At 51.6% G+C, this 26397-nt stretch carries 22 protein-coding genes and 1 riboswitch; of the genes, 14 read left to right on the forward strand and 8 right to left on the reverse strand.

From position 1 onward, the window contains the following. Positions 1-84: 84 nt before the first annotated feature. From METTU_RS20015 to METTU_RS20045, 7 genes are all read right to left on the reverse strand, one after another. Positions 85-1974: a putative cobaltochelatase gene (locus METTU_RS20015; protein WP_006893834.1), complete on the reverse strand. Its 1890-nt coding sequence runs from the start codon at positions 1972-1974 to the stop codon at positions 85-87. Continuing rightward, positions 1971-2396, reverse strand: a complete 426-nt coding sequence (locus METTU_RS20020; RefSeq protein ID WP_150107937.1) for a hypothetical protein — start codon at positions 2394-2396, stop codon at positions 1971-1973. The genes METTU_RS20015 and METTU_RS20020 overlap by 4 nt, the downstream gene beginning before the upstream one ends. 5 nt (positions 2397-2401) lie before the next feature. Next, the gene (locus METTU_RS20025; protein WP_006893836.1) at positions 2402-6628 is read right to left on the reverse strand and encodes a cobaltochelatase subunit CobN; all 4227 of its coding nucleotides are present in this window, start codon (positions 6626-6628) and stop codon (positions 2402-2404) included. 28 nt (positions 6629-6656) lie between these two features. After that, positions 6657-7010 carry a (2Fe-2S) ferredoxin domain-containing protein gene (locus METTU_RS20030; RefSeq protein ID WP_006893837.1) on the reverse strand — a complete coding sequence of 118 codons (354 nt, stop codon included), beginning with the start codon at positions 7008-7010 and terminating at the stop codon, positions 6657-6659. Then, positions 7007-7684 (reverse strand): CbtA family protein, encoded by a 678-nt coding sequence (locus METTU_RS20035; RefSeq protein WP_006893838.1) that lies wholly within the window; start codon positions 7682-7684, stop codon positions 7007-7009. The genes METTU_RS20030 and METTU_RS20035 overlap by 4 nt, the downstream gene beginning before the upstream one ends. After that, the gene (locus METTU_RS20040) at positions 7684-7881 is read right to left on the reverse strand and encodes a CbtB domain-containing protein (RefSeq protein ID WP_006893839.1); all 198 of its coding nucleotides are present in this window, start codon (positions 7879-7881) and stop codon (positions 7684-7686) included. Before METTU_RS20040 ends, METTU_RS20035 begins: the two co-directional genes overlap by 1 nt. 125 nt (positions 7882-8006) lie before the next feature. Further along, positions 8007-8237, reverse strand: a riboswitch (cobalamin riboswitch). A 240-nt stretch (positions 8238-8477) separates the two neighbouring features. Beyond that, entirely contained in the window at positions 8478-10106 is a 1629-nt protein-coding gene (locus METTU_RS20045) for a Na+/H+ antiporter (protein WP_006893840.1), read from the reverse strand. 278 nt (positions 10107-10384) lie between these two features. On the opposite strand from METTU_RS20045, the gene METTU_RS20050 reads away from it, so the two are divergent. From METTU_RS20050 to fae, 10 genes are all read left to right on the forward strand, one after another. Next, positions 10385-13093, forward strand: a complete 2709-nt coding sequence (locus METTU_RS20050) for an MGH1-like glycoside hydrolase domain-containing protein (protein WP_006893841.1) — start codon at positions 10385-10387, stop codon at positions 13091-13093. A 333-nt stretch (positions 13094-13426) separates the two neighbouring features. Beyond that, complete coding sequence (locus METTU_RS20055) at positions 13427-14146, forward strand: DUF5765 domain-containing protein (RefSeq protein ID WP_006893842.1); 720 nt, start codon at positions 13427-13429, stop codon at positions 14144-14146. A gap of 97 nt (positions 14147-14243) precedes the next feature. Then, positions 14244-15170, forward strand: a complete 927-nt coding sequence (locus METTU_RS20060; protein ID WP_006893843.1) for a hypothetical protein — start codon at positions 14244-14246, stop codon at positions 15168-15170. Further along, positions 15167-15829 carry an HAD family hydrolase gene (locus tag METTU_RS20065; RefSeq protein WP_006893844.1) on the forward strand — a complete coding sequence of 221 codons (663 nt, stop codon included), beginning with the start codon at positions 15167-15169 and terminating at the stop codon, positions 15827-15829. Before METTU_RS20060 ends, METTU_RS20065 begins: the two co-directional genes overlap by 4 nt. A 192-nt stretch (positions 15830-16021) precedes the next feature. After that, complete coding sequence (locus METTU_RS20070) at positions 16022-16984, forward strand: beta-ribofuranosylaminobenzene 5'-phosphate synthase family protein (RefSeq protein WP_302050609.1); 963 nt, start codon at positions 16022-16024, stop codon at positions 16982-16984. 8 nt (positions 16985-16992) lie between these two features. Beyond that, positions 16993-18108, forward strand: coding sequence for an ATP-grasp domain-containing protein (locus tag METTU_RS20075; RefSeq protein WP_006893846.1), 1116 nt, complete (start codon positions 16993-16995; stop codon positions 18106-18108). Beyond that, entirely contained in the window at positions 18086-19069 is a 984-nt protein-coding gene (gene mch, locus METTU_RS20080) for a methenyltetrahydromethanopterin cyclohydrolase (protein ID WP_006893848.1), read from the forward strand. The genes METTU_RS20075 and mch overlap by 23 nt, the downstream gene beginning before the upstream one ends. A 9-nt stretch (positions 19070-19078) precedes the next feature. Continuing rightward, positions 19079-19984 (forward strand): ATP-grasp domain-containing protein, encoded by a 906-nt coding sequence (locus METTU_RS20085; protein ID WP_006893849.1) that lies wholly within the window; start codon positions 19079-19081, stop codon positions 19982-19984. Beyond that, positions 19984-20832, forward strand: coding sequence for a triphosphoribosyl-dephospho-CoA synthase (locus METTU_RS20090; protein ID WP_006893850.1), 849 nt, complete (start codon positions 19984-19986; stop codon positions 20830-20832). The genes METTU_RS20085 and METTU_RS20090 overlap by 1 nt, the downstream gene beginning before the upstream one ends. A 117-nt stretch (positions 20833-20949) precedes the next feature. Beyond that, the gene (gene fae, locus METTU_RS20095) at positions 20950-21459 is read left to right on the forward strand and encodes a formaldehyde-activating enzyme (RefSeq protein ID WP_027150261.1); all 510 of its coding nucleotides are present in this window, start codon (positions 20950-20952) and stop codon (positions 21457-21459) included. A gap of 39 nt (positions 21460-21498) precedes the next feature. On the opposite strand, the gene METTU_RS20100 is transcribed toward fae, so the two are convergent. After that, entirely contained in the window at positions 21499-22206 is a 708-nt protein-coding gene (locus tag METTU_RS20100) for a HisA/HisF-related TIM barrel protein (protein WP_006893853.1), read from the reverse strand. 60 nt (positions 22207-22266) lie between these two features. Between METTU_RS20100 and METTU_RS20105 the strand changes: the two genes are divergently transcribed. From METTU_RS20105 to METTU_RS20120, 4 genes are all read left to right on the forward strand, one after another. Then, positions 22267-23364, forward strand: a complete 1098-nt coding sequence (locus tag METTU_RS20105) for an ATP-grasp domain-containing protein (RefSeq protein ID WP_006893854.1) — start codon at positions 22267-22269, stop codon at positions 23362-23364. Beyond that, complete coding sequence (locus METTU_RS20110; RefSeq protein WP_006893855.1) at positions 23354-24412, forward strand: hydantoinase/oxoprolinase family protein; 1059 nt, start codon at positions 23354-23356, stop codon at positions 24410-24412. Before METTU_RS20105 ends, METTU_RS20110 begins: the two co-directional genes overlap by 11 nt. A gap of 89 nt (positions 24413-24501) precedes the next feature. Then, complete coding sequence (locus METTU_RS20115) at positions 24502-25056, forward strand: MarR family winged helix-turn-helix transcriptional regulator (RefSeq protein ID WP_006893856.1); 555 nt, start codon at positions 24502-24504, stop codon at positions 25054-25056. A 159-nt stretch (positions 25057-25215) separates the two neighbouring features. Beyond that, on the forward strand, positions 25216-26325 hold the full coding sequence (locus tag METTU_RS20120; protein WP_006893857.1) for a GGDEF domain-containing protein: 1110 nt from the start codon (positions 25216-25218) through the stop codon (positions 26323-26325). Positions 26326-26397: the final 72 nt, after the last annotated feature.

A 26397-nucleotide genomic window follows, 5' to 3' on the forward strand; every position in this document is an offset into this window, starting at 1 on the left:
TTCACCACGAAGACACGAAGAAATAAAACTTCGTGTTCTTCGTGTCTTCGTGGTGAATAAAATATTTTTTAATCAACTTTATGCTCACTTAATACATCCACGCACCGTAAGCGCCAGGTTTTCAGCTGATAATTCTTCCAGCGTCAGGCATTCGGCACCCAACGCCTGCGCCAATTGCCGGGCTCTACCCAAGCGTAAATAGCCGGTTTCGGTATCGAGCACCAGGGCGGGTACGCTGCGTTCGGCCAGTAATTCTGCAAATCTTAGCGATTCCTGCCAGGGATCGTTACCATCTGTCAGCGCAACATTGGCCTTGCCGTCGGTAAGCAGCACGAGCAACGGCGGCATGCTGGTCTTTTCCAGTGTTTCCAATGCCACAGACAGCGCATGAGGCAAGGGCGTGCGGCCGCCGGTAGGCAGTTCGCGCAGATTCTGTTCGGCAAGATCGACGCTGCGGGTAGGCGAAAGCATTAACTGGGCGGATTCGCCGCGAAAGCTGATAACTGCGACTTCGTCACGCTGTTGGTAGGCATCGGTCAGCAGGGACAACACCGCGCCTTTGACCACTTCCATGCGCCGCTGTGCCGCCATGGAACCTGATGCATCGACCACAAACAAGATCAGGTTGGCGTTTTTGCCTACGCGGACTTGTTGGTGCAGATCGCTTTTCGTCACCTGGAAATCGTCGGCACCTCTGAGCGCCGCGCTGCGCAATGTCGCGCCGACGGCGAGACTGCTTGGATTTTGGTCCTGCACGACTCGCACGACACGGCCGCGCGGCGCATCTTGTGCAGTGCTGCGCTTGCCGGAAGCGTACCGATTGGCAACCGTATCGACTTCTATGCGTCGTACATTACCGGCAGACGCGGTGGCGAAGACTTGTTGTTGGTCTTGCGACTCGCCGTTATCTTGATTGTTTTCCTGCTCCGTATCAGCGTCGGATTCGCCTTCATCCGGCGGCTGTAACGCCTGTTGCATCAGCTCATCAAGCTGGTCTTTATCCAGTCCCGGTTGCTCGAACGGTTTGCGCCTGCGCCGGTGCGGCAACACCAGTTCCGCCGCGCCACGCACGTCTTCCGGCGTTACCTGAGATCGGCCTTCTAATGCCGCCAGTGCGCGCGCCGCTTTGTGCATGACGATGTCGGCGCGAAGACTTGCCACTTCGAATTCACAACATAAATGGCTTATCAGGTCGAGCAACGCATCATCCAGCGTCACTTTGGGAAGCAACAGTTGCGCGGTAGCGAGTTGATGGCGCAAAGTTTGTTGCTTCGCCATCCAGGCGGCAGCGTAAGCCGTAGGATTGGCCTCGAACGCGATGCGACGGCGCACGACTTCGGAACGCAAAACCTTGTCGCGCGGCGCGGTCACTTCAACCATCAGGCCGAAGCGATCCAATAACTGCGGGCGTAAATCGCCTTCTTCAAGATTCATCGTGCCGATCAGCGTGAAGCGGGCAGGGTGGCTGACCGACAAGCCTTCGCGTTGCACCGCATTGACGCCCATCGCCGCCGCATCCAGCAGCACATCGACCAGATGGTCGGGCAGCAGGTTGACTTCGTCGATATAGAGTATGCCCCGGTGCGCCGCAGCCAGTAAGCCGGGCTTGAAAACACGCTGGCCACCTTTGAGCGCCTGTTCCAAATCCAGGGTGCCGATAACGCGGTCTTCGGTGGCTCCCAGCGGCAAGGTGACGAAAGGCACGCTGTCCGCTTGCGCTGTCGCGTGTTCAGTATTGCAGGTCTCGCAATACTTATACGGCGCACCGGGAGCGCAATTAAATGCGCACCCATCAACCCGTTCGATCAGCGGCAGGATGTCGGTCAGCGCCCGCGCCGCCGTGCTTTTAGCGGTGCCTTTGTCGCCGCGTATCAGTACGCCGCCCAGCGACGGATCAACGGCGCACAGTAGCAACGCAGTCTTGAGCTGAGTCTGTTCGACGATGGCGGAAAAAGGGAAGGTGGCGTGGTTCATTTTAAAAATGGATATTTGTCCACGAAAAACACGAAAGAAATCAATAAAGTTGTCTGCAAGCAATTTGACCCTAATATTACGCTCGTTCCCAAGCTCCAGCTTGGGAATGCAGTTTTGGAAGCTCTAGCTTCCCATCCAGTATGCGAAGCTAGAGCTTCGCGTACTGAGTTCCCAAGCTGGAGCTTGGGAACCAGCTTAAATGATAAATACTGTTTACAGTTTAAAATTCGGTTTTTAAATCTCCTCACCCCAGCCCTCTCGGCAACCGCTCCCTGCGTTGCTCTACCTTCTGCATCCGTGCAGTCGTCCAGCAGGAGAGGGAGTTTAGGTGCCGAATTTTGATACATGAGGAATTGATCAAATTTATTTGGACAGTTATCTGAGTATTTTCGTGCTTTTCGTGGATAAAACAAATTTTCCATAGGCATTATGCCCCGCGCGGTGTTTCGCCGCGCGCCTCCAACAGGGTTTCGCTATGCAGGTATAAATCTTGTAAGGCATCCAGCGTTTGCTGCTTTGGTTCGGCCCACATGCCGCGGCTGGCGGCTTCCAGCAGGCGTTCGGCAATGGCGTTTTGCGCCCACGGGTTGGCTTGTTCCAGAAAGCGTTGCATCTCCGGGTCCATCGCGTAGGTTTCGGCGACTTGCTCGTACATCCAGTCGTCCATCACTTGCGCGGTGGCGTCGTACCCGAAAAGATAATCGACGGTCGCAGTCAGCTCCAGTCCACCTTTGTAGCCATGACGGCGGATGCTGTCCAACCATTTGGGGTTGACGACGCGCGAACGGAATACCCGCAAGGTCTCTTCCTTCAGGTCGCGCACTTGCGCCCGCGACGGATCGTGGCTATCGCCGAAATACTTGCGCGGCTGCGATCCGGTCAATGCTCGGATGGTGGCGATCATGCCGCCGTGAAATTGCAGGTAATCGTCGCTGTCGAAAATATCGTGTTCGCGGTTGTCCTGGTTGTGCAGCGCCACCTGAACGCCGGACAGGCGAGTACGGAACGCATCGCGCTGGTCGTTGCCTTGCTGGCTGCGGCCATAGGCATAGCCGCCCCAGTTGACGTAGGCTTCGGCAAAATCGGCATCGGCCTGCCAGTTCTTTTCCTGGATCAGCGGCAAGATACCCGCACCGTAACTGCCGGGTTTTGCGCCGAAGATGCGGAAGGCGGCGCGCTGCGAGGCTTCATCTTCGGTTAGGCCTTGGCCTATCCAGTCGCCCAGTTCGGCAAGATAGTGCTTGCGCACAAAGTTTTGCGCCAGCGGTTCGTCCAGCGCAATCACGGCATTGACAGCGTCATCAATCAAATCGATCAGTTGCGGAAAAGCGTCGCGGAAAAAGCCGCTGATGCGGGTCGTGACATCGATGCGCGGGCGTTTTAATTCGTCCAGCGGGATGACTTCGACGCCGGTCACGCGGCGGTTTTCAGTCTGCCACACCGGGCGGACGCCGAGCAGCGCTAGAATCTGCGCAACGTCGTCGCCATGGGTGCGCATCGCGCTAGTGCCCCAGATGCTGATGGCGACACTCTCGGGATAATCGCCGGTTTCGCGTACGTAGCGCGACAGCACTTCATGGGCTAGTTGCTGGCCGACACGCCAGGCGGATTGGGAGGGCACGCTACGCGGATCGACCGAGTAAAAATTGCGTCCGGTCGGCAGGATGCTGGCCATGCCGCGTGTCGGCGACCCGCTGGGGCCTGCGGGTACATAGCCCCCGGACAGGCCGCGCAGCAAATTATCGATTTCGTCGGTGGCTCGGGCAAGATTGGGCGCCAATTCGCGGCAGGCGAAGTTCAGTATGCGTCTTATGGCAGTGAAATCATCGTTCCCACGCTCTGCGTGGGAATGCAGGTTGAACCGCTCTGCGGTTCGGGACGCTGGAGCATCCCCGACTGGGTTACCACGCAGAGCGTGGGAACCATAAATACTGGTATCAAAGGTTTTACTGATAACTTGGTCTATGGCTGACTCGGAGTAATCATGCGCCTGTAATTCTGTGAATAACTGTTTGCATAGCGCTTCGATGGTTTCCATGACATCGGCGTGAGTAGCCAAAGGTCGTCCGGCCAGTTTTTCTAGCTCCGTATTTGCTTGCTCCAACCGACGGCCCTGATGCTCCAGCAGCGAGTCCATGCTCAGGCCGAACAGCCGCGCAATTTCTATAGGCAGTCCGGGAATGTCTTGGTTCGGCAAGCGGGTCAGCGAGACCAGCATGTCGGTCAATTGCTCGTTTTCGGGCGCCAATCCGAGTATATGCAAGCCGTCGCGGATTTGCGCCGCGCCCAGTTCGCAAAGATAGCCGTCCAGATCCTCGATCAAATGCGCAACGTCGGCACCGGCCATTTTGGTCAGGAGCTCGGGAAGTCCATCTTCGTTATCGTGATGATCGTCGTCGTGGTCATGATGATGTCCGTGGTGGCACTCCGCATGTTCATCGTTATGATCGTGATGATGTTCGTCATGTGCATGATCATGGTGCCCTTCGTCGTGGTCATGATGATGGTGATCATCATCATCGTGTTCATGCTCATGATGGTCATGACAGTGATGCTCGTGGTCGTGATCATGAGAATCATCGGCATGGTGATGATGTCCATGATGGTCGTCATCGTGATCGTGATCGTGATCGTGATCGTGATCATGGTCGTGGTGCAGCAGCCGGGCCTGCAAGTCGGCATCGAGATTGGTTTCCTTTACCAGGTCCCAGATTTGCTGTTGCAACAACGGCAGTTTGGCCGGATCGAGCACTTCCACCTGATAATATTCATCGACCAGTTGGGTCAGTTGCGCCAGTGCGCCGTAAGTGTCGGCGGTAGTCATCGGCGGCGTCAGGTGATCGACGACGACGGCATGGGCGCGGCGCTTGGCCTGTGCGCCTTCGCCGGGATCGTTGATGATGAACGGGTAAAACAGCGGCATGTCAGCCAACAGCGCATCAGGAAAGCAATTCTCCGATAAACCCACGCCTTTGCCTGGCAGCCATTCCAGCGTGCCGTGCTTGCCGACATGCACGATCGCATCGGCCTTCCATTCGTCGCGTAGCCAGCGATACAGCGCATAGTAATGATGGGTGGGCGGCAAATCGGGCTGGTGGTATATCGCGTCGGGATCCATGCCGTAACCGCGCGGCGGCTGTAATGCGACGAAGCTGTTGCCCAGTTCCAGGCCTGCCAATGAGATATGGCCGTCATGGACATAAGCCTCGCCCGGCGCTGCTCCCCATTGCGCGGTCATTTTGTCCTGCATCTCAATAGGTAGATCGTCAAACCATGCTTGATATTGGGTTGCCGATACGCGGCCGACAGCATGGTTTAGCTGTTCGCTGGTCAGATAAGTGTTGTCGTAAGCGCAACGGTCGATCAGTTCGTGGATCAGCGCCGTGCCGCTTTCCGGCAGTTCGCCGATGTTATAACCGGCGGCTTGCATGGCTTGCAGAATTCGCATCAATGATGCTGGGGCATCCAAGCCGACCGCGTTGCCGATTTGCGAGGCTTTGCTGTTGGAGTTGGTGAACACGAAGGCGATACGTTTGTCGGCATTGTCCAGGCGTTTAAGCCTTGCAAAGCGCGAGGCGATTTGGGCAATGCGCGCGACCCGATCCGGCAGCGGTTCGTATTCGATCAGTTCATTCGATAGGCCGGAGGCTTTCGCCTTGAACGACAGCGGTACGGTAATGATGCGCCCGTCAAATTCCGGCAATACCACGTTCATTGCCGCATCCAGCGGATTGAGGCCGCGCGCCGATTGCTCCCACTGATGCTGCATCATGCCGCTGGTGATGGCTTGCAGCACGGGCACATTGAGTTGTTCCAGCACCGACACCGACCAGCCTGCGGGTGTTGCTCCGCCGGGGGTGATTTCGCCCATCGCAAATGCGGTGGTGTTGATCAGTACATCGATATGCGCGCCTTGTTCGCCGTTAAAATAGCTTAACGCTATAGGAAGGGCATTATCGTTGTGGCCTGCGCGTAATGACGAAGTGAACACGGGCAATACGTTTAGTCCGCGTTTTTCAAGGGCGTCAACCAACGCGTCGATAAAGCGCGTGTTGCCGCTCATCCAGTGGGCGCGGTAAAACACGATGCCGGCGCTGGCTCGTTCGGGCCCTCGCAGGGCAAGCCAATCCTCTATGCTCGCATCTTGGGATAAATCGGGGTGATAAATGCCGTGTTCGGGCAAATCGACAGCCGGTTCAAAACCGACGCCGGTCAGTAAAAAATGATCGGAAAGATAGCGCAGCAGTTGCGCCATATTGACGCTGCCGCCCGCCTGAAAATAAGCCTGTACCTGATGCAGCACATCGGATGATACGGTGGATGCCGCCGCCAATTCGGGGTCCGGCTCGCCGGTGCCGCTGATCGCGATTAAGTGCAAACCTTGTTTTTTGGCGTGACGAATCAGATCGGCAAAGCCGGGCACGCTACCGAGACGACCCAGTACGCGCAGCACGATGATATTGGCCGAAGCAAGCTGATGTTCCAACAACTCGGCCATTTGCGCGTCGCTTTCCAATGCCTGCAAGTTAATGCCGGTGACCTCCGGAAAACCTTCCGGCATTTGCGCTTGTGCGTTTTGCAGCACCATCAGGTCGTTGGGTGCATGGGTCAGCAGGGCAATAGGCTTGTTCATATCGGCAATTGCTCCCTGCATTGCTCTACCTCCTGCATCCATACAGTCGTCAGACATCGCCGGTGCCCACGCGATGGAAAACATGCTCGCTGACTTCGGTGTCATTTTCCAGGTGTTCGCTGACGATGCGCTCCAGCACGGACTCGTCGGTACAGGAATACCAGACGCCTTCAGGGTAAACGACCAGGATCGGGCCGTTTTTGCAGACGGCAAAACAGTTTGAGCGTGTGCGTTTTACTTTAAGCTGAGGGCGGGCATCGATTTTTTGACCCAGCTGTTGAAACATGGCTTCGGCAACTGCTCCCTGCGTTGCTCTACCTCCTGCATCCATGCAGTCGTGTTCGTTGTTTCCAGAGCAGCGCGGGCCTGTACACATCAGTACGTGTTTGTTGTGGGTTCTCATAACTCTTTTTTGTAAAACTGCCCCATCAAGCCGCCAATCGCCAGCCAAAAGACAGCATTGGCAAAAACGGTGGCTGTTATAAAAGACTGCGCCAATTCGGCAGGCGCAGCGCTGCTGTGAACTTCCGGCTGCGGCGCACTGATTAAATGAGGCGCTGCGAGCAACACGATGCCGAAAAACTGGTTGGTTCTGGTTTTAGCAAAAGCCAGCAGCGACAGACCGAAGCCGGTATCGAGCACCGTTATCAGCCACCAACTTTGCCGGTCCGCCAGTCTGGCAGCCTCGGTACCGGGAACTTCCGGCGGCAAGCCCAATGACGGTGCGACGAAAAAGGTCAGGTAACCGGCCAGTCCCCACAACAGCCCCATGCGCCAATTGCCTGGGCGACCGCGCAAGCACATGACCGCGCCGATCAGCAGGGCGAAACCCACGCCCAGGCTGATATTGGCTACCGCAGTAAAAAATGTCCGCTCCCAACCGTTTTCAGGCTGCCATTCATGGTGTTCGTGACTGTTTTCCGTGCTGGGAACGACCGCAGCTTCCTCGTACACTTCGGCCTTGAGCAGCGTCGGGATAACTTGGATTTGTTGAACGGCGGTTAATAACAAACCCGCCAGCAAGCCCGTCCAGAGAGCCGCAATAACCAGCTCTCTGAAGGTGGTCAGATTAAACATTAATGGCACGGAAAACTGGCAGAATGTCGTCCATCATGGGCAGCGTTATGCAGTTGTGCGGTTTCGGCGAAACCGGCGGCATACAGCAGTCCCAAGCCAAGCATACCGGCCAGCATAGCGGGCAGGATTCTATCTTTTAAGGCTTCAGAACGGGCTGGTGATTGGGCGTTATCGAGCAAAACAGGTGTTGATGACATGTGTTTTCTCCTGGTTAAAGAGACAGCAAAGCCGGTAACGTTGCCGGCGGAAATAATCTGTACAGGGAGAAAATGCAGGACGGACGCGAAGGAGAGCAATCCATCTGGGCGCCCTCCGCGCACAAATTCGATTATCGCTTCAGGCCGGTCTCCGGGCTCACGAGTTGAAAGCAATGCTTGAGCTTCCAAGGTTGGCGCCTTCCCATGCGTGACACAGTGGCGTTTGCAAACCTTTTACTTGTTTACCGTTGCGGGGGCAGCGTGGGCTTCGTGCGCTAAATTTAAGCGAACTCACCAACTTCCCGTTTCAATTCTGCGGACGATAGTCCATGAATACCTAAAGCAAGTTATACCGGGCTAGTATATTCACTCGATAAAAAACTAGCAAGCGTGAGTCATTTCGGTATTCATACGTATTGTGCATTTAATTCGAAATCTTGTATTTTGAGGTTACGGTTGGGGGCAGTAATTTCTGATTGGGCAATGCATGAGTGTTTTGCGTCTTCATGATGATTCCGAACGATCAAACTAAGGCTACTTTTAGTAACGCCTAAAGGGACGTCAGGCTAGGATTGGTTGAGCCTGCAGACCTAATTCTATGGCTTCTTGGAACGCCTCTCGGATGAGACCCGTAGCTCGCCGACCCCGATCCGTAGCGCCTCGACATCGAGCTCATGTTCAAGGCGATGCAGAATATCGTCGCTGATCACACCGTCGTCCCGAAGATCGATCACGGCTAATCGTTCAGCGGTCAGGGTCTCGTGCCGCAAACGCCGGAATGCCTCGGCTGCCACTTTCGTGCATTTCGTGTCTGGAGTTTCGATGTCGACATAGCGTTGCAGTCGATGAGCGTAGTGAACGCGTAACTGTTCGATGTGATCCGGAACCGACCAGTCTTCGGCGGCCACATCATCGAGCCGTGCCAGAGCCGCCATTGCCGCACGTTCCCTGGCGTGTCTTTCCTCATGCTCAATGTTACTGTCTTCATTCAAATCCAGGGAGCGGATCAGCAAAGGAAGCGACAAGCCTTGTAATACCAAGGTAACCAGAATCACCATGAAGGCAATCAGGATGATTTCCGCACGAAATGGAAAGGGAATCCCGGCGGCAGTGGTCAGCGGTAAAGCCAATGCCGCAGCAAGTGAGACGATGCCGCGCATACCGGCCCAGCCGAGGATGAACAGGTTAGACCAGGGCGGCATCGGATCGCGTGCTCGCAACGAAGGACTCAGAAATCTCGGCACCCAGGCCGCTACAGGAACCCATATCAGACGCACGACGATGGCTGTTGCACTCACCAGTAGGCCGTTCACAGTGAGCAAAGCCAACTCGCTGGACGGAATGGCGTCACGGAGGGTATCAAGTTGCAGGCCGATGAGGATGAAAATGATGCCGTTGAGGATAAACACGAGAAGATCCCAGACCGCCCGCGCCTGGATTCGAGTAATGGGTGCAACAATGGCGCTGAAGTGTTGGCGGATATAAAGCCCTCCGACCACGCAGGCCAAAACAGCCGAGGCATGGGCTTGTTCGGCCAGGACCCAGGCAATGTAAGGGGCCAGCAGCGTGACGGCGATCTCGCTGAAACTATCTTCGGTCAGGCTTAAAGCCCAGCGGCTCACGATGCCGACGACGAACCCGACTGCAATGCCCATGGTTGCCGCAAGAAAGAAGTCCATGAGTGTGACATTTAACTCAAAAGTTCCACTGACGGCAGCGACAAGGGCTGTGCGGTAAAGCACCAGAGCGGTTGCATCGTTCACCAGACTTTCGCCTTCCAGTATGCTGATTCCGCGGCGAGGGAGGTGGAGTTGTTTCAAGATCGCGGTAGCGGAGACGGCATCGGGAGGAGAGACGATGGCTCCCAAAACAATGGCTCCGGCCCAGCCTAGACCGGGCAATACGGTATGGGCGACACACGCCACCGCTGCCGTCGTGACCAGCACCAAACCCACGGCCAATAGTGTGATCGGACGGGCGTTTGCGCGAAAATCCCGCCAAGAGGTGAAATAGGCGGCCGCCCAGAGCAGGGGCGGCAGGAAGACCAGGAAGATGAGATCAGGATCAAGGCGAATCGTGGGCAGGCCGGGTACAAAACTTAAAATCAGGCCCCCGACCACCAGCAGAATCGGATAGGGAATGGCAAGCTTGCGTGCGACCGTCGTCAAAGCGAGTACGGCCGTCAACAGTAAAATGATTATCTTGAGTTGGTAAAGATTGTTCATACAGCCTCCCCATTTCGTCGCAAAATTCAAAAGCCTTGTTTGCAGACAAAATTATACAGCTAAAGCCGTAAATTGCTTATAAGCGGGATTTGATACGATGTTGCCGAGTCATAAAACGGAAGTATCGACATTAAAAATTGCGTAAGCAACTTTTTAAGCTTGACCGGGCGAGTCGGTTTGCTCTATTAATCCGATTGAGTCACTAGGCAAACTTCATAGCACTGTCCCGTAACCCAAACGGTGCAGATACTCTCATCCTTGTTTGGTGGAGGAAGACCATGAACAGCGAAACGTCCCCTAGAGCCGAAAGAGATCGATTGGATAAACAGCGCCTCGGTAAGGAAGACTGGTTCCTGTGGGGGCCGTATCTTGCCGAGCGTGCCTGGGGTACCGTACGCGAAGATTACAGCCCGGGCGGCGCTGCGTGGGAAGACTTCGATCATGAGCAGGCGCGTTCCCGCGCCTACCGTTGGAGCGAGGACGGACTGGGCGGGATTTGCGATTGCGAGCAGCGTCTGTGTTTCGCGCTGGCGCTGTGGAACGGACGGGACCCGATCTTGAAGGAGCGCGCTTTCGGCCTCACTGGGACTCAGGGGAATCACGGCGAAGACGTGAAGGAATATTACTTTTACCTGGACGCGACTCCGAGCCACAGCTATCTGCGCTATCTTTACAAGTATCCGCAGACTGCCTACCCCTATGCTCGTCTGCTGGAAGAAAACCGCCGCCGTGGCCGTCACGAGCCGCCCTTCAGCTTGTGCGATACCGGTATCTTCGAAGACAGCCGCTATTTCGACGTAGAAGTCAGCTATGCCAAAGCGGGGCCAGCCGAGATCCATATCCGCATCTGGGCGAGTAACCGGGGTCCTGCGGCATCGCCATTGCATTTGCTGCCCACCCTTTGGTTTCGCAATACCTGGTCCTGGGAAGAACACTCAGGCGTCAAGGGCGAATTACGCCAAGCAGCCGTACCGGAAGGCGTGGCATGGGCCGTCGAGGCGGTTCATCCGAGCCTCGGCAGCTATTATCTCTACGGCTGCCAAGCGGCCGAACCTCTTTATACGGAAAACCAAAGCAACAACGAAAGGCTGTGGGGACGGCCGAATGCCACGCCCTTCGTGAAAGACGCGTTTCATCGCCGGGTGATTGCCGATGATCGTCAGGCGGTCAATCCCGATCATCGGGGAACCAAGTTCGCCGCCTGGTACTCACGGATGCTTGCCGCGGGGGAATCGACATCCATCGACCTGATATTGTCTACACAAATCCCGGCACAACCGTTCGCGCAGAGTCAAGATGTGTTTGCTCTCCGCAGCAAGGAAGCCGACCTTTTTTATCGCGATTTGCTCGATGAAGCCGACGAGCAGGACGGGCGTATCCTTCGGCAAGCCTGCGCCGGAATGATCTGGACCAAGCAGTTCTACCACTACGAAGTGGAACGCTGGATCAAGGGCGACCAATCCCCTCCGCCCGCGGAGCGTCAACACGGGCGAAACAGCGGTTGGCTCCACTTCAGTGCCGCCCATGTACTCTCCATGCCCGATACATGGGAATACCCGTGGTTCGCCGCTTGGGATATGGCCTTTCATTGCGCGGTGTTGGCCCTGATCGATGTGGATTTCGCCAAGTCGCAGATCGAACTCCTGCTGAAGGAATACTATCTGCATCCCAACGGCCAAATTCCAGCCTACGAATGGGGCTTCGGCGATGCGAATCCACCCGTTCACGCCCTGGGGGCGCTCAAGGTGTTTCGCGCCGAACGGGTGCAGCGGGGGACTGCGGACATCGACTTTCTTCGTCGCGTATTCAACAAGTTGCTGCTCAATTATTCCTGGTGGATTAACCGTAAGGATGCCGATGGCTACAATCTGTTCGAGGGCGGATTCATGGGCCTGGATAACATCTCGGTTTATGATCGCTCGAAGCCGTTGCCTACAGGTTTTCGGCTGAAACAGGCCGATTCGACCGGGTGGATGGCGATGTTTTCGCTCAATATGACCATGATGGCGCTGGAGCTGGCTACGGAGGATTCCAGCTACGAGGATATCGCCATCCAGACTTTCGAGCAGTTTCTGGCTATCGCCAACACCGTGCGCGGCCGCTCCGAGCACGGTGTTTCCTTATGGGATCCGGATGACGGGTTCTTAAAAGACCTGGTATTGCGACCCGACGGACAATATCAGCGGGTCAATATTTATTCGTTTGTCGGACTGATTCCCTTGTTCGCGACCGAGATCGTCGACCGCCGCCTCCTAGCCAACGTACCGCGTTTTGCCCGTGTACTGAAAAAACACGCCGGCGGTCTTTTTCGCGGAAACGCCATTTGCGCCTGCCCGGTGCATACCAATGACAGGGGCGAGCACATTCTGTCTTTGGTCGACGAGCAGATGCTGGTTCGCATTCTGACGCGGGTACTCAACGAAAAGGAGTTCCTATCGCCCTACGGGGTGCGCAGTATCAGCCGTATCCATGCCGAGTTGCACGCTATCGGTCATCTGGAAGGGATTGGCGAAGCGACCATAGACTATGTACCCGGCGAATCCACTTCGGGTATTTTCGGCGGCAATTCCAACTGGCGAGGTCCCATTTGGATGCCCACCAACTACCTGTTGATTCAAGCGATTGAGAAATTCCACCGCTTTTTGGGCGATGGTTTCCAGATGGCGGTACCCTGTAAGGTCAATCGGGAGATGAACTTGAAGGAAATCGCAGCGCTTTTAACAGGAAGATTGATCGCCATCTACCGGCGCGATGCCAATGGCTTGATTCCCGCCTATCCTGCCGAAAGTCCCTTCCAGAAGGACCCGCATTGGAAAGACCTGATCCTGTTCCACGAATACTTCCATGGCGACACCGGGCTTGGACTTGGCGCCGCCCACCAAACCGGCTGGACCGGCCTTTTGGCCAATCTGGTGTTGCGCCGCTATCGTCAAAATATTCCCGAATATTGGCGCGACCAGCCCAAGACCGGCGGTCAGTGTGAATAACTGCGATGGCTTGAGGGTGCCGTTTTTCAGGGATACTGAAACAAAGCTATTATCCCTCGGACTTGAAAAGCCGGACGTGACACGGGGTATCGAAATCAGGCGATTCAGCATTACGCAAGTCCCGTATTCCGGCAGGGATCCCGGATTCAATTCGCACGATTATAGCGGTTAATCATGCGCTGGATCTGCAGCGTTTCAGGAGCAAAATAATCATTTTTGAACCGGACTAGGTGGTCATGACACTTTCAAGCCTGTAAAATACAAACTACTGCAAAAAATTAAAGGTAATTTTTGGCGCATTTTTTTAACAACAATTAAGTTACGGAATAATTTATGTGTTTTAGTGCTGATATGTCTCTTGGCCTGGGTCTGGCTGGACTGGCCGCGTCTAGCGTTACTTTTCTTGATAAAAGCGAGCCGCTGTGGGTTCGGGTTGCCCGGTCTTACGCCATTTTTCATTTTTCCTTGATGGAATTTATTCAGTATTTCGCTTATCCGGTTGCGGATCAGTGCGGTTACGGCACCAATCAATTGTTGAGTGAGCTGTCGGTTTACCATATCAGCTTGCAGGCGCTGGCGATTATGCCCGCGTTGGCGACTTATTCATCCGATAAAACCGCGCTGAAAAAAGCGACCATCATCGGCGTAATCCTCAGTTCGTCGTTCCTGTTTTTCAGCTTTTTACCCAAAGAATGGCAACTATCCGAAATTGCGCCGAATTTTATCGGCAATATGATCTCGTGCTTGTTTATGGGCAAGTACCATATCGGCTACCACATCTCCAGCGCGTATGGCTTACTGGTTACGTGGGGTTCGTTGTTTGCTCTGGCGGTCAGCGGTTTTGTCTGGAAGGATAACTGGCGCATTTCTAGCTACCATTTCGTCATGGCGATTATGACCTTGTTTATGCCCCAGTGGATGTTCGGCGTGTCAACCGGCGAAGGCGCGGCGATGTACTGTTTTTATTCCATACCGATTACTGTCAGTTTTATGCCGCACTTTAAAAAAATCTTTACTGCTCAAGCCGCAATGGATCGGCGCGAATATGCCTAACAAGAGGGAGGGCGCGGTTTCTACCGCGCTTTGACGGTCTGCTTGGATTTCATCTATCTTATGCTTGCGCTAAAAAATAGCCCTGCTCGTTTTTAATATGTTTTTTGCCAAGGATTTTATTGAAACCGCTGAGGGACTCATTTTTGCGGTAGTGGAACGGGGTCTGGAAGGCGGTAAGGCGCTGTGTTTTTTACGCTATGTGCTTACGCCTTCCGGCTGGAAAAAAGTCGCGACTGAGCAAGCCAATCATCTTCTGCAACAACAGCATCCCGATTATCTGCATTACTCCCCGGTTTTGGATGCGCATCTGCATGCGGTCGCCGTAGACCGGGTCGTTAAACATCATCAGCCCAAACACCGATTGCAACAGCTCATGCAGGCAACCCGGCATGATGCTGTCGAGCGGGATTTGTTCAGGTTGTGCGAATTATTGGGTCAACACGGGCTGGATTTGGCGCAAACCGGCGTCACGGGTTCGATTCTGGTCGGCGTGCAAAATCCAAGTTCGGATATTGATTTGGTCTGTTACGGCAGGGAGATTTTTCACCAATGCAGGGCCATTACCCGCAAGCTTATCGAACAGGGACATTTGCAGGCTTTGAACGATCAGGATTGGCAGCAATCTTACGATCGCCGTTCGTGCGATTTGAGTTTCGATGACTATGTCTGGCATGAACGGCGTAAAAATAACAAGGCCGTGATTAACGGGCGAAAATTCGATTTGAATTTTATTGATCATCGTGCAAGTTCCGAGGCCGTTGTCTATCAAAAATGCGGGGCGATTACGTTGCAGTGCAGGGTGATTGATGATGCTCACGGGTTCGATTATCCTGCTGAATTCAAGATAGACCATCAGCAGGCTGGTTCTATCGTCAGCTTTACGGCGACCTATACGGGGCAGGCCGTCAGCGGCGAAAGGGTGGAAGTGTCAGGTATGCTGGAACAATCGGAGTTTGGCGTTAAGCGGATCGTGGTCGGCTCCAGCCGTGAAGCGTACGGGGAATATATCAAGGTTATTCAGTGATTAAGTTGGCTGATTTTTCGGCGGTTGTTTTCGATATGGACGGCCTGGTTTTGGATACCGAGAGTACCTACTTTATTGCCTGGCAACAGGCCGCAAATGCAATGGGTTATGGGTTTTCCGATGATTTTTGCCTGTCGCTGTCGGGGCTGCATTATAACGATATAGAACCGAAACTGATCGAATATTGCGGGACTGAATTTAATCTGCAAACCTTCAATCGGTTAAGCGGCGATTATTGGCGCGACCATGTTGATGTCCACGGCATAAGAATCAAACACGGCTTTAGCGAATTGCTGGAATTGCTGATCCGGCAAAAAATACCCTATTGTCTGGCGACTAACAGCCGGGCGGCAAATGCCCTGGAATGTCTTGAGCTGGCGGGAATAAAAGATGTTTTTTCAATCATCATCGCTCGCGATCACGTTCAGCACGGCAAGCCGGAACCGGATGTTTTTTTAAAAGCTGCCGAGGTGCTGCAAGTGGACATCAGCCGGTGTCTGGTGATTGAAGATTCTCATGCCGGTATCGCAGCGGCATCCAGAGCGGGAGCTGTTTCGGTGTTTATACCGTCGGTAGCGCAAGCCGATCCGCTGACAGTTGAACTGTGCGATTTGATGGTCAGCGATTTGGTGCAGTTAACCAATGCGTTCAGCCAATAAATTAACTGATTAATTCACCACGAAGGCACGAAGAGCACGAAGTTTTTTACTTTGGATTTTCTTCGTGAACTTCGTGTCTTCGTGGTGATATGCCGTGCAGATGGGTGTCAAGTTTCCACACCTTAGTTCGCAGCCGCTAGGCCGATCATGTATACTTCCAGCAATTTTTGCAGCACAAACACAGCCATAACCTTGATAGTTCAACATTCTAAAGTCTCAGTCATTGCTCCCGCCAGGTTACACATGGGGTTTATTGATTTAAGCGGATCATTAGGCCGACATTTCGGCAGCATCGGTGTTGCGCTTAATGAAATCAGCACCTGTTTGTCGGTAACCGGCGCCGAGCAACTCACCATTACCGGTCCCGCCGCACAGCGGGCAAAAAAGTGTGTGTCCATGTTGTGCAAGACGCTGCACGTATCCGACAAGCTCAATATCACCATTGAAACGGCGATTCCCGAGCACGTAGGCTTGGGTTCGGGTACGCAAATGTCGCTGGCAATCGGCGCGGCGCTTAATGAATTTTACGGATTGGGGCTTAGCGTGCGCGAAATCGCCGCGGTGACCGACCGGGGTTTGCGTTCCGGCATCGGCATCGGCGTTTTTGAACAGGGCGGGCTGGTTGTCGATGGCGGTCGCGGCGAAAAAACCATTACGCCGCCGGTGCTGGCGCATATGGATATACCAAACGACTGGCGGTTTATTCTGGTGTTCGATCAGCGAGGTCAGGGTTTGCACGGTCAGCAGGAAATACAGGCTTTTAAAGAGCTGCCGCCTTTTCCGCAGCAGGAAGCCGCTCGGTTATGCTACTTATTATTGATGCAAGGGCTACCTGCGGTAGCCGAAAACGACATTGTTAACTTCGGCGATGTGATCAGCCAGCTGCAACGCTCGGTTGGCGAGCATTTTTCCTCGGCGCAGGGCGGCGTTTTTACCAGTCCCGAAGTTGCCGCTGCCATGCAATGGCTGGAACAGCAAGGTGCGGTGGCTATCGGTCAGACCTCATGGGGGCCGACCGGGTTTTGCGCTATTGATGGAGTGGCATTGGCTGAATCAATCACTGATCAGGCCAGAAAGGCGTTTGCGCATTTCGATAAGTTGAGTTTTGTTGTTGCCAGTGCCAGGAATAGCGGGGGGGATGTTTTTGTTGGCTAGGGCGTAGCGTGGAAACGATATTGATAGTCGCCGGCTCAGGACGCATGCTGGCGCAGGCTGCAAAACACGCGGGCTTAAAGCCTTTGGTCATTGACCTGTTTGCCGATCTTGACATGCAAGGTTATGCGGAAGATTTCCGTCAGGTAAAGTCATTAGCCGAACAAGATTTAGCGCCTGCTGTAGATTATTTTATCGAACGTTATGCCGTAGCCCATGTCATTTACGGCAGCGGTTTTGAATGCTATCCGGAAAGCCTGTTTTACCTGAATAGTCGGTTGGTTATGCTGGGCAATGATCCCGACGCCTTTGCAATGCAACTGGATAAACCGGCGTTTTTTTCAACGCTGAATGCGTTAAATATTCCGCATCCCGATGTTGTTTTTAGCGCACCTGGTTGTGCCGAGGGCTGGCTGATTAAGCCTATGCAAGGGCAGGGCGGTATCGGGATACAACGTTATGATGGCGGTGCTGTCGATAATTCGGTTTACTGGCAAAGATTTCAAGCCGGTGCATCCTACTCGGTGCTGTTTTTAGCTGACGGACAGCAGGTGCAAGTCGTCGGTTTTAACAGGCAATGGCCGGTTCGTTTAAGCCAAACTCAGGAGTTTGTTTTTTCAGGGGTAATCAATAACGCCGATCTGTCGGATGCGCAAAAAACGGTGCTAACGGACTGGTTAAAACAAATAGTTCCGGCGTTTGGGCTAAAGGGCTTAAATTCGCTGGATTTTATTCATGCGGACGGTTGCAGTTATATTCTGGAAATAAATCCCAGGCCTTCTGCCAGTATGCAGTTATATGATCAGGATTTGCTGAACAGGCATGTAGGGGCGACTTCAGTCGCCTTGTCACCAGAAGTTGGGCGACTGAAGTCGCCGCCACAAACCGGCTATCAAATCATTTATGCCGAGCATGATTTAATTATTCCCGATCATTTCGAATGGCCGGATTGGTGCATGGATTTGCCAAAACCCGGCAATATGTGTCGCGCAGGACAGCCATTGTGCAGTATTATTGCGCACCAAAAAAACTCACGGTCAGTTGCAGAGCAGCTGCTGACTAAACAACAACTTATCATTAATAAACTAGAAGGTTTTGATCCTCATGGAATATACAGCCAGCGTTAATAAATTGACCCAGCCCTTGGTGCAGCATTTGCTCGATAATGCGGACAAATTGCGTTTAGGCGTGGAAAAGTTAGCCAATGGCTGCACCATCATCGACGCGGGTATTAAAGTGCCGGGCGGGATCGAGGCGGGGCGCATTATTGCTGAAATCTGCCTGGGCGGCATGGGCACTGTAACCATCAGTCACAGCACTTATACCGATAACTGGCCATTGTCTGTCAATGTACACACAGGAAATCCGGTTCTGGGTTGTTTGGGTAGTCAATATGCAGGCTGGAGTTTGTCTCATGAGAAATATTACGCATTGGGTTCTGGACCTGCGCGCGCTATGGCTACCAAGCTGAAAGACGGCAAGCAGGAACCGGTTGAAGAGTTATACAAGGAACTGGAGTATCAGGACAGCAACGATTCCACTGTGTTAGTGATTGAAAATGATGCGGTGCCGCCGGTTGAAATCGTCGAAAAAGTCGCCGCCGCCTGCAAGGTCGATCCATCCAAACTGACCATCATCGTTACTCCGACCAGCAGTCTGGCTGGTGGCGTACAAGTGGTTGCGCGGGTGCTTGAAGTGGCTATGCATAAGGCTCACGCCTTGCACTTCCCATTGGAAAATATCATCGACGGTAGCGGTAGTGCGCCGATCTGCCCTCCGCACCCTAATTTTGTTAAAGCGATGGGCCGAACTAACGATGCGATTTTGTTTGCCGGTCAGGTGCATATCTTTGTAAAAGGCAGCGACGAAGAAGCTGAAAAACTGGCTAATGAACTGCCCAGTTCAACCTCTAAAGATTACGGCAAACCGTTTGCGGATATCTTCAAGCAGTATGAATACGACTTCTTTAAAATCGACGCGATGTTGTTCAGTCCGGCCAGCGTTATTGTGACTGCGGTGGAGTCAGGCAAAAGTTTCCGCGCAGGCAAGCTGGATAATGCCTTGCTGGATCAATCATTTGGGGCGTAGAGCGTAGGCGTGGGTCGAATAGCAATTTTTACCGATGATCCCGGCTGGCATGGCAAACAATTAAGCTTGGCCTTTGCCAGTCGCGGCTATAGCTGCGATTACGTTTCGCTGACAGAGTGCCGGTTTGCAATCGAACCCGGTAGGCAGCCAATCTTTATTCCAGGCTTTGAACACGCGCTTCCCGATGCGGCTTTTGTACGCGGCGTGCCCGGCGGTTCGCTTGAGGAAGTCGTGTTGTACCTGGATTTTCTGCATGCGTTAAAGGCTATGGGGATTCCTGTCTACAATGACGGACATGCGGTAGAGCGCAGTGTCGATAAGGCCATGACCAGTTTTTTACTGCACCATGCAGGGCTTCCGACGCCGATGACCTGGGTGTTGCGTGATCGTGACGAAGCGTTGAGGATTGCAGAAGCTGAATTAAAACAGGGTAATTTGCTGATCAGCAAGCCCTTGTTCGGTTCGCAGGGTGAAGGCATACGCCGTATTGAAAAAACGACGGACTTGTTTTGGCTGACCGGCAGTCACGGCGTTTATTATCTGCAACGTTTTGTTCATTGCGAAGGTGAGGGGTTTTCAGATAACCGCGTGTTTGTGATTAACGGTCGGGCGGTTGCCGCAATGCGCAGACGCGGAAAATTCTGGCTCAATAACGTTGCCCGTGGCGCGAGCTGCGAGCTGATTGATTTGGAGCCCGAAATGGTCGATTTGGCCGTTAAAGCGACGACTGCATTAGCCATGGATTATGCCGGCGTCGATATTATTCGGGATAGGGACGGACGTTGCACGATTATTGAAGTTAACAGCATACCGGCATGGAAAGGCCTGGAAAGCGTTTGCGATATCAATATTGCCGGGCTGATGGCGGACGATTTAATCACCCGCAAGATGCACAAAAAAACTGTCGCCGCCTGATGGTTTCGCCAAAGCAGCTCAGCGAGCTCTATCGGCAAGCCTGCGAGGTTGACGTGCAGGCGTTTAAACCCGGCAATGTCAGTGTTTATGCAGAGGGTCATGATATGACCGTAGCTGATTTCAGAGCTAGCGCCGAGGTCAGTGCGGAGCCTCTTTGCAATCCCGATTACTCCTTGGGCGAGAAAATTTATTACGCCGTCAAAGCAACGCGTGAGGCAGTAGGATGCAACACCAATTTAGGTATTATTTTGCTTTGTGCGCCATTGATTCAGGCTATAAATCTCAAGGATCCAGAATTAACCTTAAGACAAGCGGTCAGCAAGGTTATTTTCGATACAACGGTAGAAGATGCTGACTGGGTTTTTAAGGCCATAACACTAGCATCACCGGGCGGTTTGGGCAGCTCCGATCAACAGGATGTTAATGAAAAAGCCTCGGTTACATTGACTGAGGCGATGAAAATAGCCAGCACAAAAGATCGTATTGCGCTCCAATACACAACTGATTATCAAGATATTTTTAATTTCCTACTTTTAAGGTATAATGCCAGTCTTGATCGATGGGGTGACAGGAATTGGGCCGCGGTGTCAGCGTATGCTGACATGCTGAGTCAATTTCCAGATAGTCATATCGAAAGGAAATACGGAGATCAGTACTCTGAGATGATAGCTACCAAAATGGCTCAGCTCAGTGAGGAGCTGTCTAAAACTGATAATCCTGAGCAAATAGAGCCATTGCTTTTTTGTCTGGATCAGGAGCTTAAGATTTATGGTATAAATCCGGGTACTACAGCCGACATGATTGTGGCGACAGTATTAACGGCATTTTTAGAGGATCTTAATCAGTAACAATACTGTTACTAATAGGGCTTCAAAAGGAATTTGTTAAAAACAAATAAGGGGACATTAACAATGTCGATAGTAGATTCAATTTTTTCATTTTTTTCTTCACAGGGGATAATAAGCATGGCTAAGATTAATAAATTATGCGTTGGCGAATCTTTAGTTGGTGAAGGCAACGAAGTTGCTCACATCGATTTGATGGTTGGACCACGTGGTTCAGCTGCTGAAACAGCGTTTGCAAACTGCTTAACAAACAACAAAGACGGCTTTTCTAGCTTGTTAGCTGTTGTTGCACCTAACTTGATGGTAAAACCTTCAACTGTTATGTTCAACAAAGTAACAATCAAAGGCGCAAAGCAAGCTGTTCAAATGTTTGGCCCAGCACAACGCGGTGTTGCTATGGCTGTTGCTGATTGTGTAGAAGACGGCACAATCCCTGCTGCTGAAGCTGATGATTTATTCGTATCAGTTGGTGTATTCATTCACTGGGCTGCAGAAGACGATGCTAAAATCCAACAATACAACTACGAAGCTACTAAAGAAGCTCTGAAACGTGCTGTTGCCGGTACTCCTACTGCTGCTGAAGTTGTTGCTGCTAAAGGTACTGCTGTACATCCATTTGCTGCTAACTAAGTTTTATTTAGTTATCAAGAATGGTAAAAATACCCCGGTTTAATGGGGTATTTTTTTGCCTGAAATTTCAGTAATCTCTTCAGATTTAATAGTGCGTGAGTGCAACGCACTGGCAACAAGCGCTTGATGAATTCCCGCCTTACTTAAAAGCACACAATCCTGTTTATTTCTTATACCGCCTGCGGCAATAAATTTTTTGTCCGGGTATTGCCTGCAAAACTCAGTTAACTTCTCCAGATCGGGGCCATGGTTGCTGCCTACGCGCTCCAGCGTCATGATGATGATATTTTCCGGCCAAAAAGTGGGATCTGAAAAAAGACTAGGCGCACCCAACGCATTTGCCTTCGAATAATCCAGCGAAAGAATAAAGTTGTTTTTATAGGCTTTGATTTCTGAAATGGTTTCATTTTGATAAGATTCACTGCCCAAAACAGGCAGAGTGTTGCCGGGAAGCTGTGCGGCCTCGTCATATTTTTGATAACCCTTGTCTATCCAGAATGTTATTTGCGGGAAACGAGTCAGTACGTCAGTTATTAAATGATTATGGCTGCCTTGATGAGTAATCGCATTCAGGTCTGCAATATAGAAGGTATCAAACTCATAAACACCCAGGAATGCCTCAATAACCTGAAAAATATCAGATGATTTGCACAAGTCAGTGTTAATGGGTTGATAGTGCTCGCGATGGCCTTGTTTGGCGTGAACGACTACGCCGTCTTTTAAATCTATTACCGGGATTATTTTCATGAAGCAGGATTTGCTGGTGATACAATATAACGTTTATTTTATAGCTGTTTATTGAATATTGTGAAAATTCTGGTGTTCGAGTATATCACTGGCGGCGGCTTTAATAAGCAGGCGTTGTCGGATTCATTGGCAGAGGAAGGGAGGTTGATGCGCAATGCATTGCTCGATAACCTGACCCGATTAAACCAAACCCGGTCAAACCGTCTCGAAATCACAGTCATGATGGATTGGCGACTTAACGATTCAGCAAGCATGACGGGCATAAATACCGTCATCATCAGGCCTGAGCATGATGTTACAGAAGAATTTGCGCGACTGGTTAAGCAATGCGATCTGGTATGGCCGATAGCGCCGGAGTTTGACGGTATTTTACAAAACCTGTGTCAAACGGTTGAATCATTAGGCAAGATATTACTGACGTCGCCTGCAACGGCCGTTGCTATTGCCGGTAACAAACTCAAGACTTATGAGCGGCTCAACCGTCATCATATAGCCGCCGTTCCTACCCGTATCTTTGATGATGATTACTCCCCCGGTGAATGGATGGTTAAACCGGTTGATGGCGTGGGTTGTGCAGACAGCTATGTCCTTACCACTCGGCAGGACTTTGAGCGGATGGCTACACAAAAAGGCCACGACTGCATGGATGCAGGAGGTAGAGCAATGCAGGGAGCAATTGCCGAATATGTCATGCAGCCGCATCTTCAAGGCGCAAAAACCAGTCTTTCGTGCTTATTCAAGCAAGGCCGCGGCTGGTTAGTGTGTGCCAATTTGCAGCGTTTTGAGTTCATCAAACAGCAATATCACTTGACAGACATCGTGGTGAATCACCATCCCGACCTTGGCCGGTATCAGCCATTGATTGATAAAATAGCCCGAGCCTTGCCTGAGTTGTGGGGTTATGTAGGTATCGATTTGATAGAAAGTGATCACGACTGCATGGATGCAGGAGGTAGAGCAATGCAGGGAGCAATTGCCGAGACATGGGTGCTCGAAATAAATCCCCGCCTGACCACTTCGTTTGTCGGTATATACGATGCTTTAGGTATCAATATTGCCGAGGCTGTTTTGCAGTTAGTGCATGGCGAGCCGATACTCAACCAGGCTTACAACAGGCCCATTACCGTTCAAGCAAAACAGGAAACTCATGCAAGCTAATATCATGGGCTGGGACATAGGCGGCGCTCATGTCAAAGCGGCGGCAATCAATAGCGCCGGTGAGATCATCGCCGTTTATCAGCAACCGTGTCCGTTATGGAAGGGACTGGACCAACTGCAACAGGCTGTAACCGCTATTATGCAGCAGCTACCCGACTCAAACCTTTGTCATGCTACAACCATGACTGGTGAGCTGGTTGATTTGTTTGATAATCGGGATGATGGCGTCAAGCAAATCATTCAAACCATGACCGATCTGTTGCCGGGATCGGAAATACTGGTTTTTGCGGGTCAGGAAGGCTTCCTGAAATCCACGCAGGTTGAAGTCAGTCATTATGCGTCCATCGCTTCCGCCAACTGGCTGGCGAGTGCCTCATTTGCCGCGCAAAAGCTGGGCAACGGGCTTTTTGTCGATAGCGGCAGCACTACTACGGATATACTCTTGCTCAATGACGGGCAAGTGCTGGCGGAAGGCTACACCGATTACCAGCGTTTAATATCTCAAGAGTTGATTTATACCGGTATCGTCAGAACCGCCGTGATGGCCGTTACGCAAACAGCATTGGATCAAGGCAAAAAAATAGGCCTGATGGCCGAGTATTTCGCCACCATGGCCGATGTCTATCGGGTCACCGGCGAACTCAATGAGATACATGACCAAACCGATACGGCGGATGGCGCGGAAAAAACAGTTCTCGCCAGCGCCAGACGGTTATCGCGGATGATAGGTTGCGATTTTTATCCCGAGGAACTACTGCGCTGGCAACAATTTGCCGAAAACATCCGTGGCCAGCAAATACAGCAAATACAACGCGGCTGCGAAACCCGGTTATCCCAACATGAGCTTTTGCAAGACAGCCCACTGATCGGCGCCGGAGTAGGGCGATTTCTGGTTGAACAGGTTGCATTGAACTTAGAGCGTCCTTACCTGGATTTTTCCGATTTATTTCCGGTAGCCGCAATTCAGTCAGGCATGACTACAGCGGATTGCGCTCCTGCCGCTGCTGTAGCTTATTTAGCCGCAAAAATGAATTCCAAAGGCGGTTAAAAAATTTACTTAGCAATATCGATTCGATACTTAATTAATTGTGATAAAATAGCCTTTTTTGTCAACATTAATAAATGTTTACAGGCTCTATGGAAAAAGTTGATGTATTTGATCTGATCGAGCGGATGTCAGCGCTGATCCGGTCTGAAGAACGTAAAAAATGTACTGAACTAGGCTTGCAACCGGTCCATTTGCAGGTCATGGACTATTTGTCTCGCTGCAACCGTTATAGCGACACTCCGGCAGCGCTTACCAATTATTTGGGCATGACCCGTGGTACCGTATCCCAAACTTTACAGTTGCTGGAAAAAAAGGGCTACATTAAAAAAACAGCTGATGTAAATGACCGGCGCATGGTGCATCTTAGCCTTTTGACGGAAGGCGATACCATCTTGAATAAAGCTCGTCCGGAAGATTTATACAGTCAAGCCTCGGCAATCTTTAACGAAAATGAAAGCCAGGAAAACGTTTTTGTTAACGCACTGACCGCACTGCAAAAAGCCAACAAATCCCAATCATTCGGGCTTTGTAAAACGTGCAAATATTTCACCAGAACGTCGGATGGTTTTTTTTGCGGCTTGACCAAAGAACAGCTTAGCCAAAGCGATAGTGAGAAAATATGCCAGGAGCATACCGTTTGTTGATGGTTGTATCCATTGCCTGCGTGGATGTGGCTGAGCAACGGCATAAAAAATGAAGAGCAAAAAAATCTCAAGAATCTGTGTACTAGACACATGATTGACTGAATTTTTTTCAGGAAACTGCTAGGCTTACAGGGTTGCCTTAATTTTTCAGAGAATAACGTGGAAGAAGATTTAACCACTGATTTAGTCGCGTTACAAAGCCATTTAGAAACCCTGTTTAAGCGTGTTCAGCAAAACAGCGCTACTTTACAGAAGTTTCGGGCGTTCGAAATAAGATTACTCAAGCTCAATTCCTTACCGGATACCATCGACCACCTGCTTGAAGAAGCTAAAAACTATTTTGATCTTGATATGATCAGCTTGTGCCTGATCGACGAAACAGGTGAAATAGCAAAAACGCTTATTGATAATGGTTACCCGTGCAACTCAAAAAACGGCTTAATGCTGCTGGATAGTGATACGTCTATAAAATCAACCGCCATTCAACCCTATATTGGCGTTTATGAAAATAGCCAATGCTCTGACTTTTTCCCGCATATTGAAAAACAACCCGCCAGCGTTGCCATTACACCCTTAACTCGCCGGAGTAAATACCTGGGGACTTTAAATCTCGGCAGCTATCAGCTGGATAGATTCGCCGATAATATGGCTACGGATTTCATTGAACACCTCAGTTCTGTCATTAGCGTGTGCCTGGAAAATAATCTTCACGTCGAAGAGATAAAACGAATCAGTTATATCGACGTATTAACCGGGGTTAACAATAGACGGTTTTTGGAACAGCGCATCGGCGAAGAATTAAAGCGCAGTCAACGCAATGCAGAGCCGTTATCTTGCCAGTTTTTTGATATAGATTTCTTCAAGCCAGTCAATGATAAGCATGGTCATCAAGGTGGTGACCTGGTTTTGTCTCTGGTAGCCGCCACCATAAAACACCAATTAAGAGACAATGACGTGTTTGTCCGTTACGGCGGAGAAGAGTTTGTCGCGTTATTGTCGAATACCGATGAGGCCAAGGCCCTGGAAACTGCCGAACGGGTACGCAAAGCGATTCAGACGCTGGTGATTGCAGTTAATGATATTTCCGTTTCGGTTACCGTTTCTATCGGCGTGTCAACTTACGTGCCGGACGGTACATCTATTTCAATAGACGGTGAAATCGCTACCCGCTTGGTTAAATCGGCCGATTCCGCCTTGTACAGAGCCAAACATAATGGCCGGAATCGTGTGGAAAATGGTGGGATTGTTACAGATAAACAAGTGTTATAAATAAACGACTAACCACGAAGACACGAAGACCACGAAGTTATTACATCGATTTTTCTTCGTGGTCTTCGTGGT

The organism is Methylobacter tundripaludum SV96, assembly GCF_000190755.2.
Lineage (GTDB): Bacteria > Pseudomonadota > Gammaproteobacteria > Methylococcales > Methylomonadaceae > Methylobacter_A > Methylobacter_A tundripaludum.

Coding starts and splice junctions, on each gene's coding strand:
- METTU_RS20015 (WP_006893834.1), bottom strand. CDS start 1,974: ATGAACCACGCCACCTTCCCTTTTTCCGCCATCGTCGAACAGACTCAG.
- METTU_RS20020 (WP_150107937.1), bottom strand. CDS start 2,396: ATGGAAAATTTGTTTTATCCACGAAAAGCACGAAAATACTCAGATAAC.
- METTU_RS20025 (WP_006893836.1), bottom strand. CDS start 6,628: ATGCAGGGAGCAATTGCCGATATGAACAAGCCTATTGCCCTGCTGACC.
- METTU_RS20030 (WP_006893837.1), bottom strand. CDS start 7,010: ATGAGAACCCACAACAAACACGTACTGATGTGTACAGGCCCGCGCTGC.
- METTU_RS20035 (WP_006893838.1), bottom strand. CDS start 7,684: ATGTTTAATCTGACCACCTTCAGAGAGCTGGTTATTGCGGCTCTCTGG.
- METTU_RS20040 (WP_006893839.1), bottom strand. CDS start 7,881: ATGTCATCAACACCTGTTTTGCTCGATAACGCCCAATCACCAGCCCGT.
- METTU_RS20045 (WP_006893840.1), bottom strand. CDS start 10,106: ATGAACAATCTTTACCAACTCAAGATAATCATTTTACTGTTGACGGCC.
- METTU_RS20050 (WP_006893841.1), top strand. CDS start 10,385: ATGAACAGCGAAACGTCCCCTAGAGCCGAAAGAGATCGATTGGATAAA.
- METTU_RS20055 (WP_006893842.1), top strand. CDS start 13,427: ATGTGTTTTAGTGCTGATATGTCTCTTGGCCTGGGTCTGGCTGGACTG.
- METTU_RS20060 (WP_006893843.1), top strand. CDS start 14,244: ATGTTTTTTGCCAAGGATTTTATTGAAACCGCTGAGGGACTCATTTTT.
- mch (WP_006893848.1), top strand. CDS start 18,086: ATGGAATATACAGCCAGCGTTAATAAATTGACCCAGCCCTTGGTGCAG.
- METTU_RS20090 (WP_006893850.1), top strand. CDS start 19,984: ATGGTTTCGCCAAAGCAGCTCAGCGAGCTCTATCGGCAAGCCTGCGAG.
- fae (WP_027150261.1), top strand. CDS start 20,950: ATGGCTAAGATTAATAAATTATGCGTTGGCGAATCTTTAGTTGGTGAA.
- METTU_RS20100 (WP_006893853.1), bottom strand. CDS start 22,206: ATGAAAATAATCCCGGTAATAGATTTAAAAGACGGCGTAGTCGTTCAC.
- METTU_RS20110 (WP_006893855.1), top strand. CDS start 23,354: ATGCAAGCTAATATCATGGGCTGGGACATAGGCGGCGCTCATGTCAAA.
- METTU_RS20115 (WP_006893856.1), top strand. CDS start 24,502: ATGGAAAAAGTTGATGTATTTGATCTGATCGAGCGGATGTCAGCGCTG.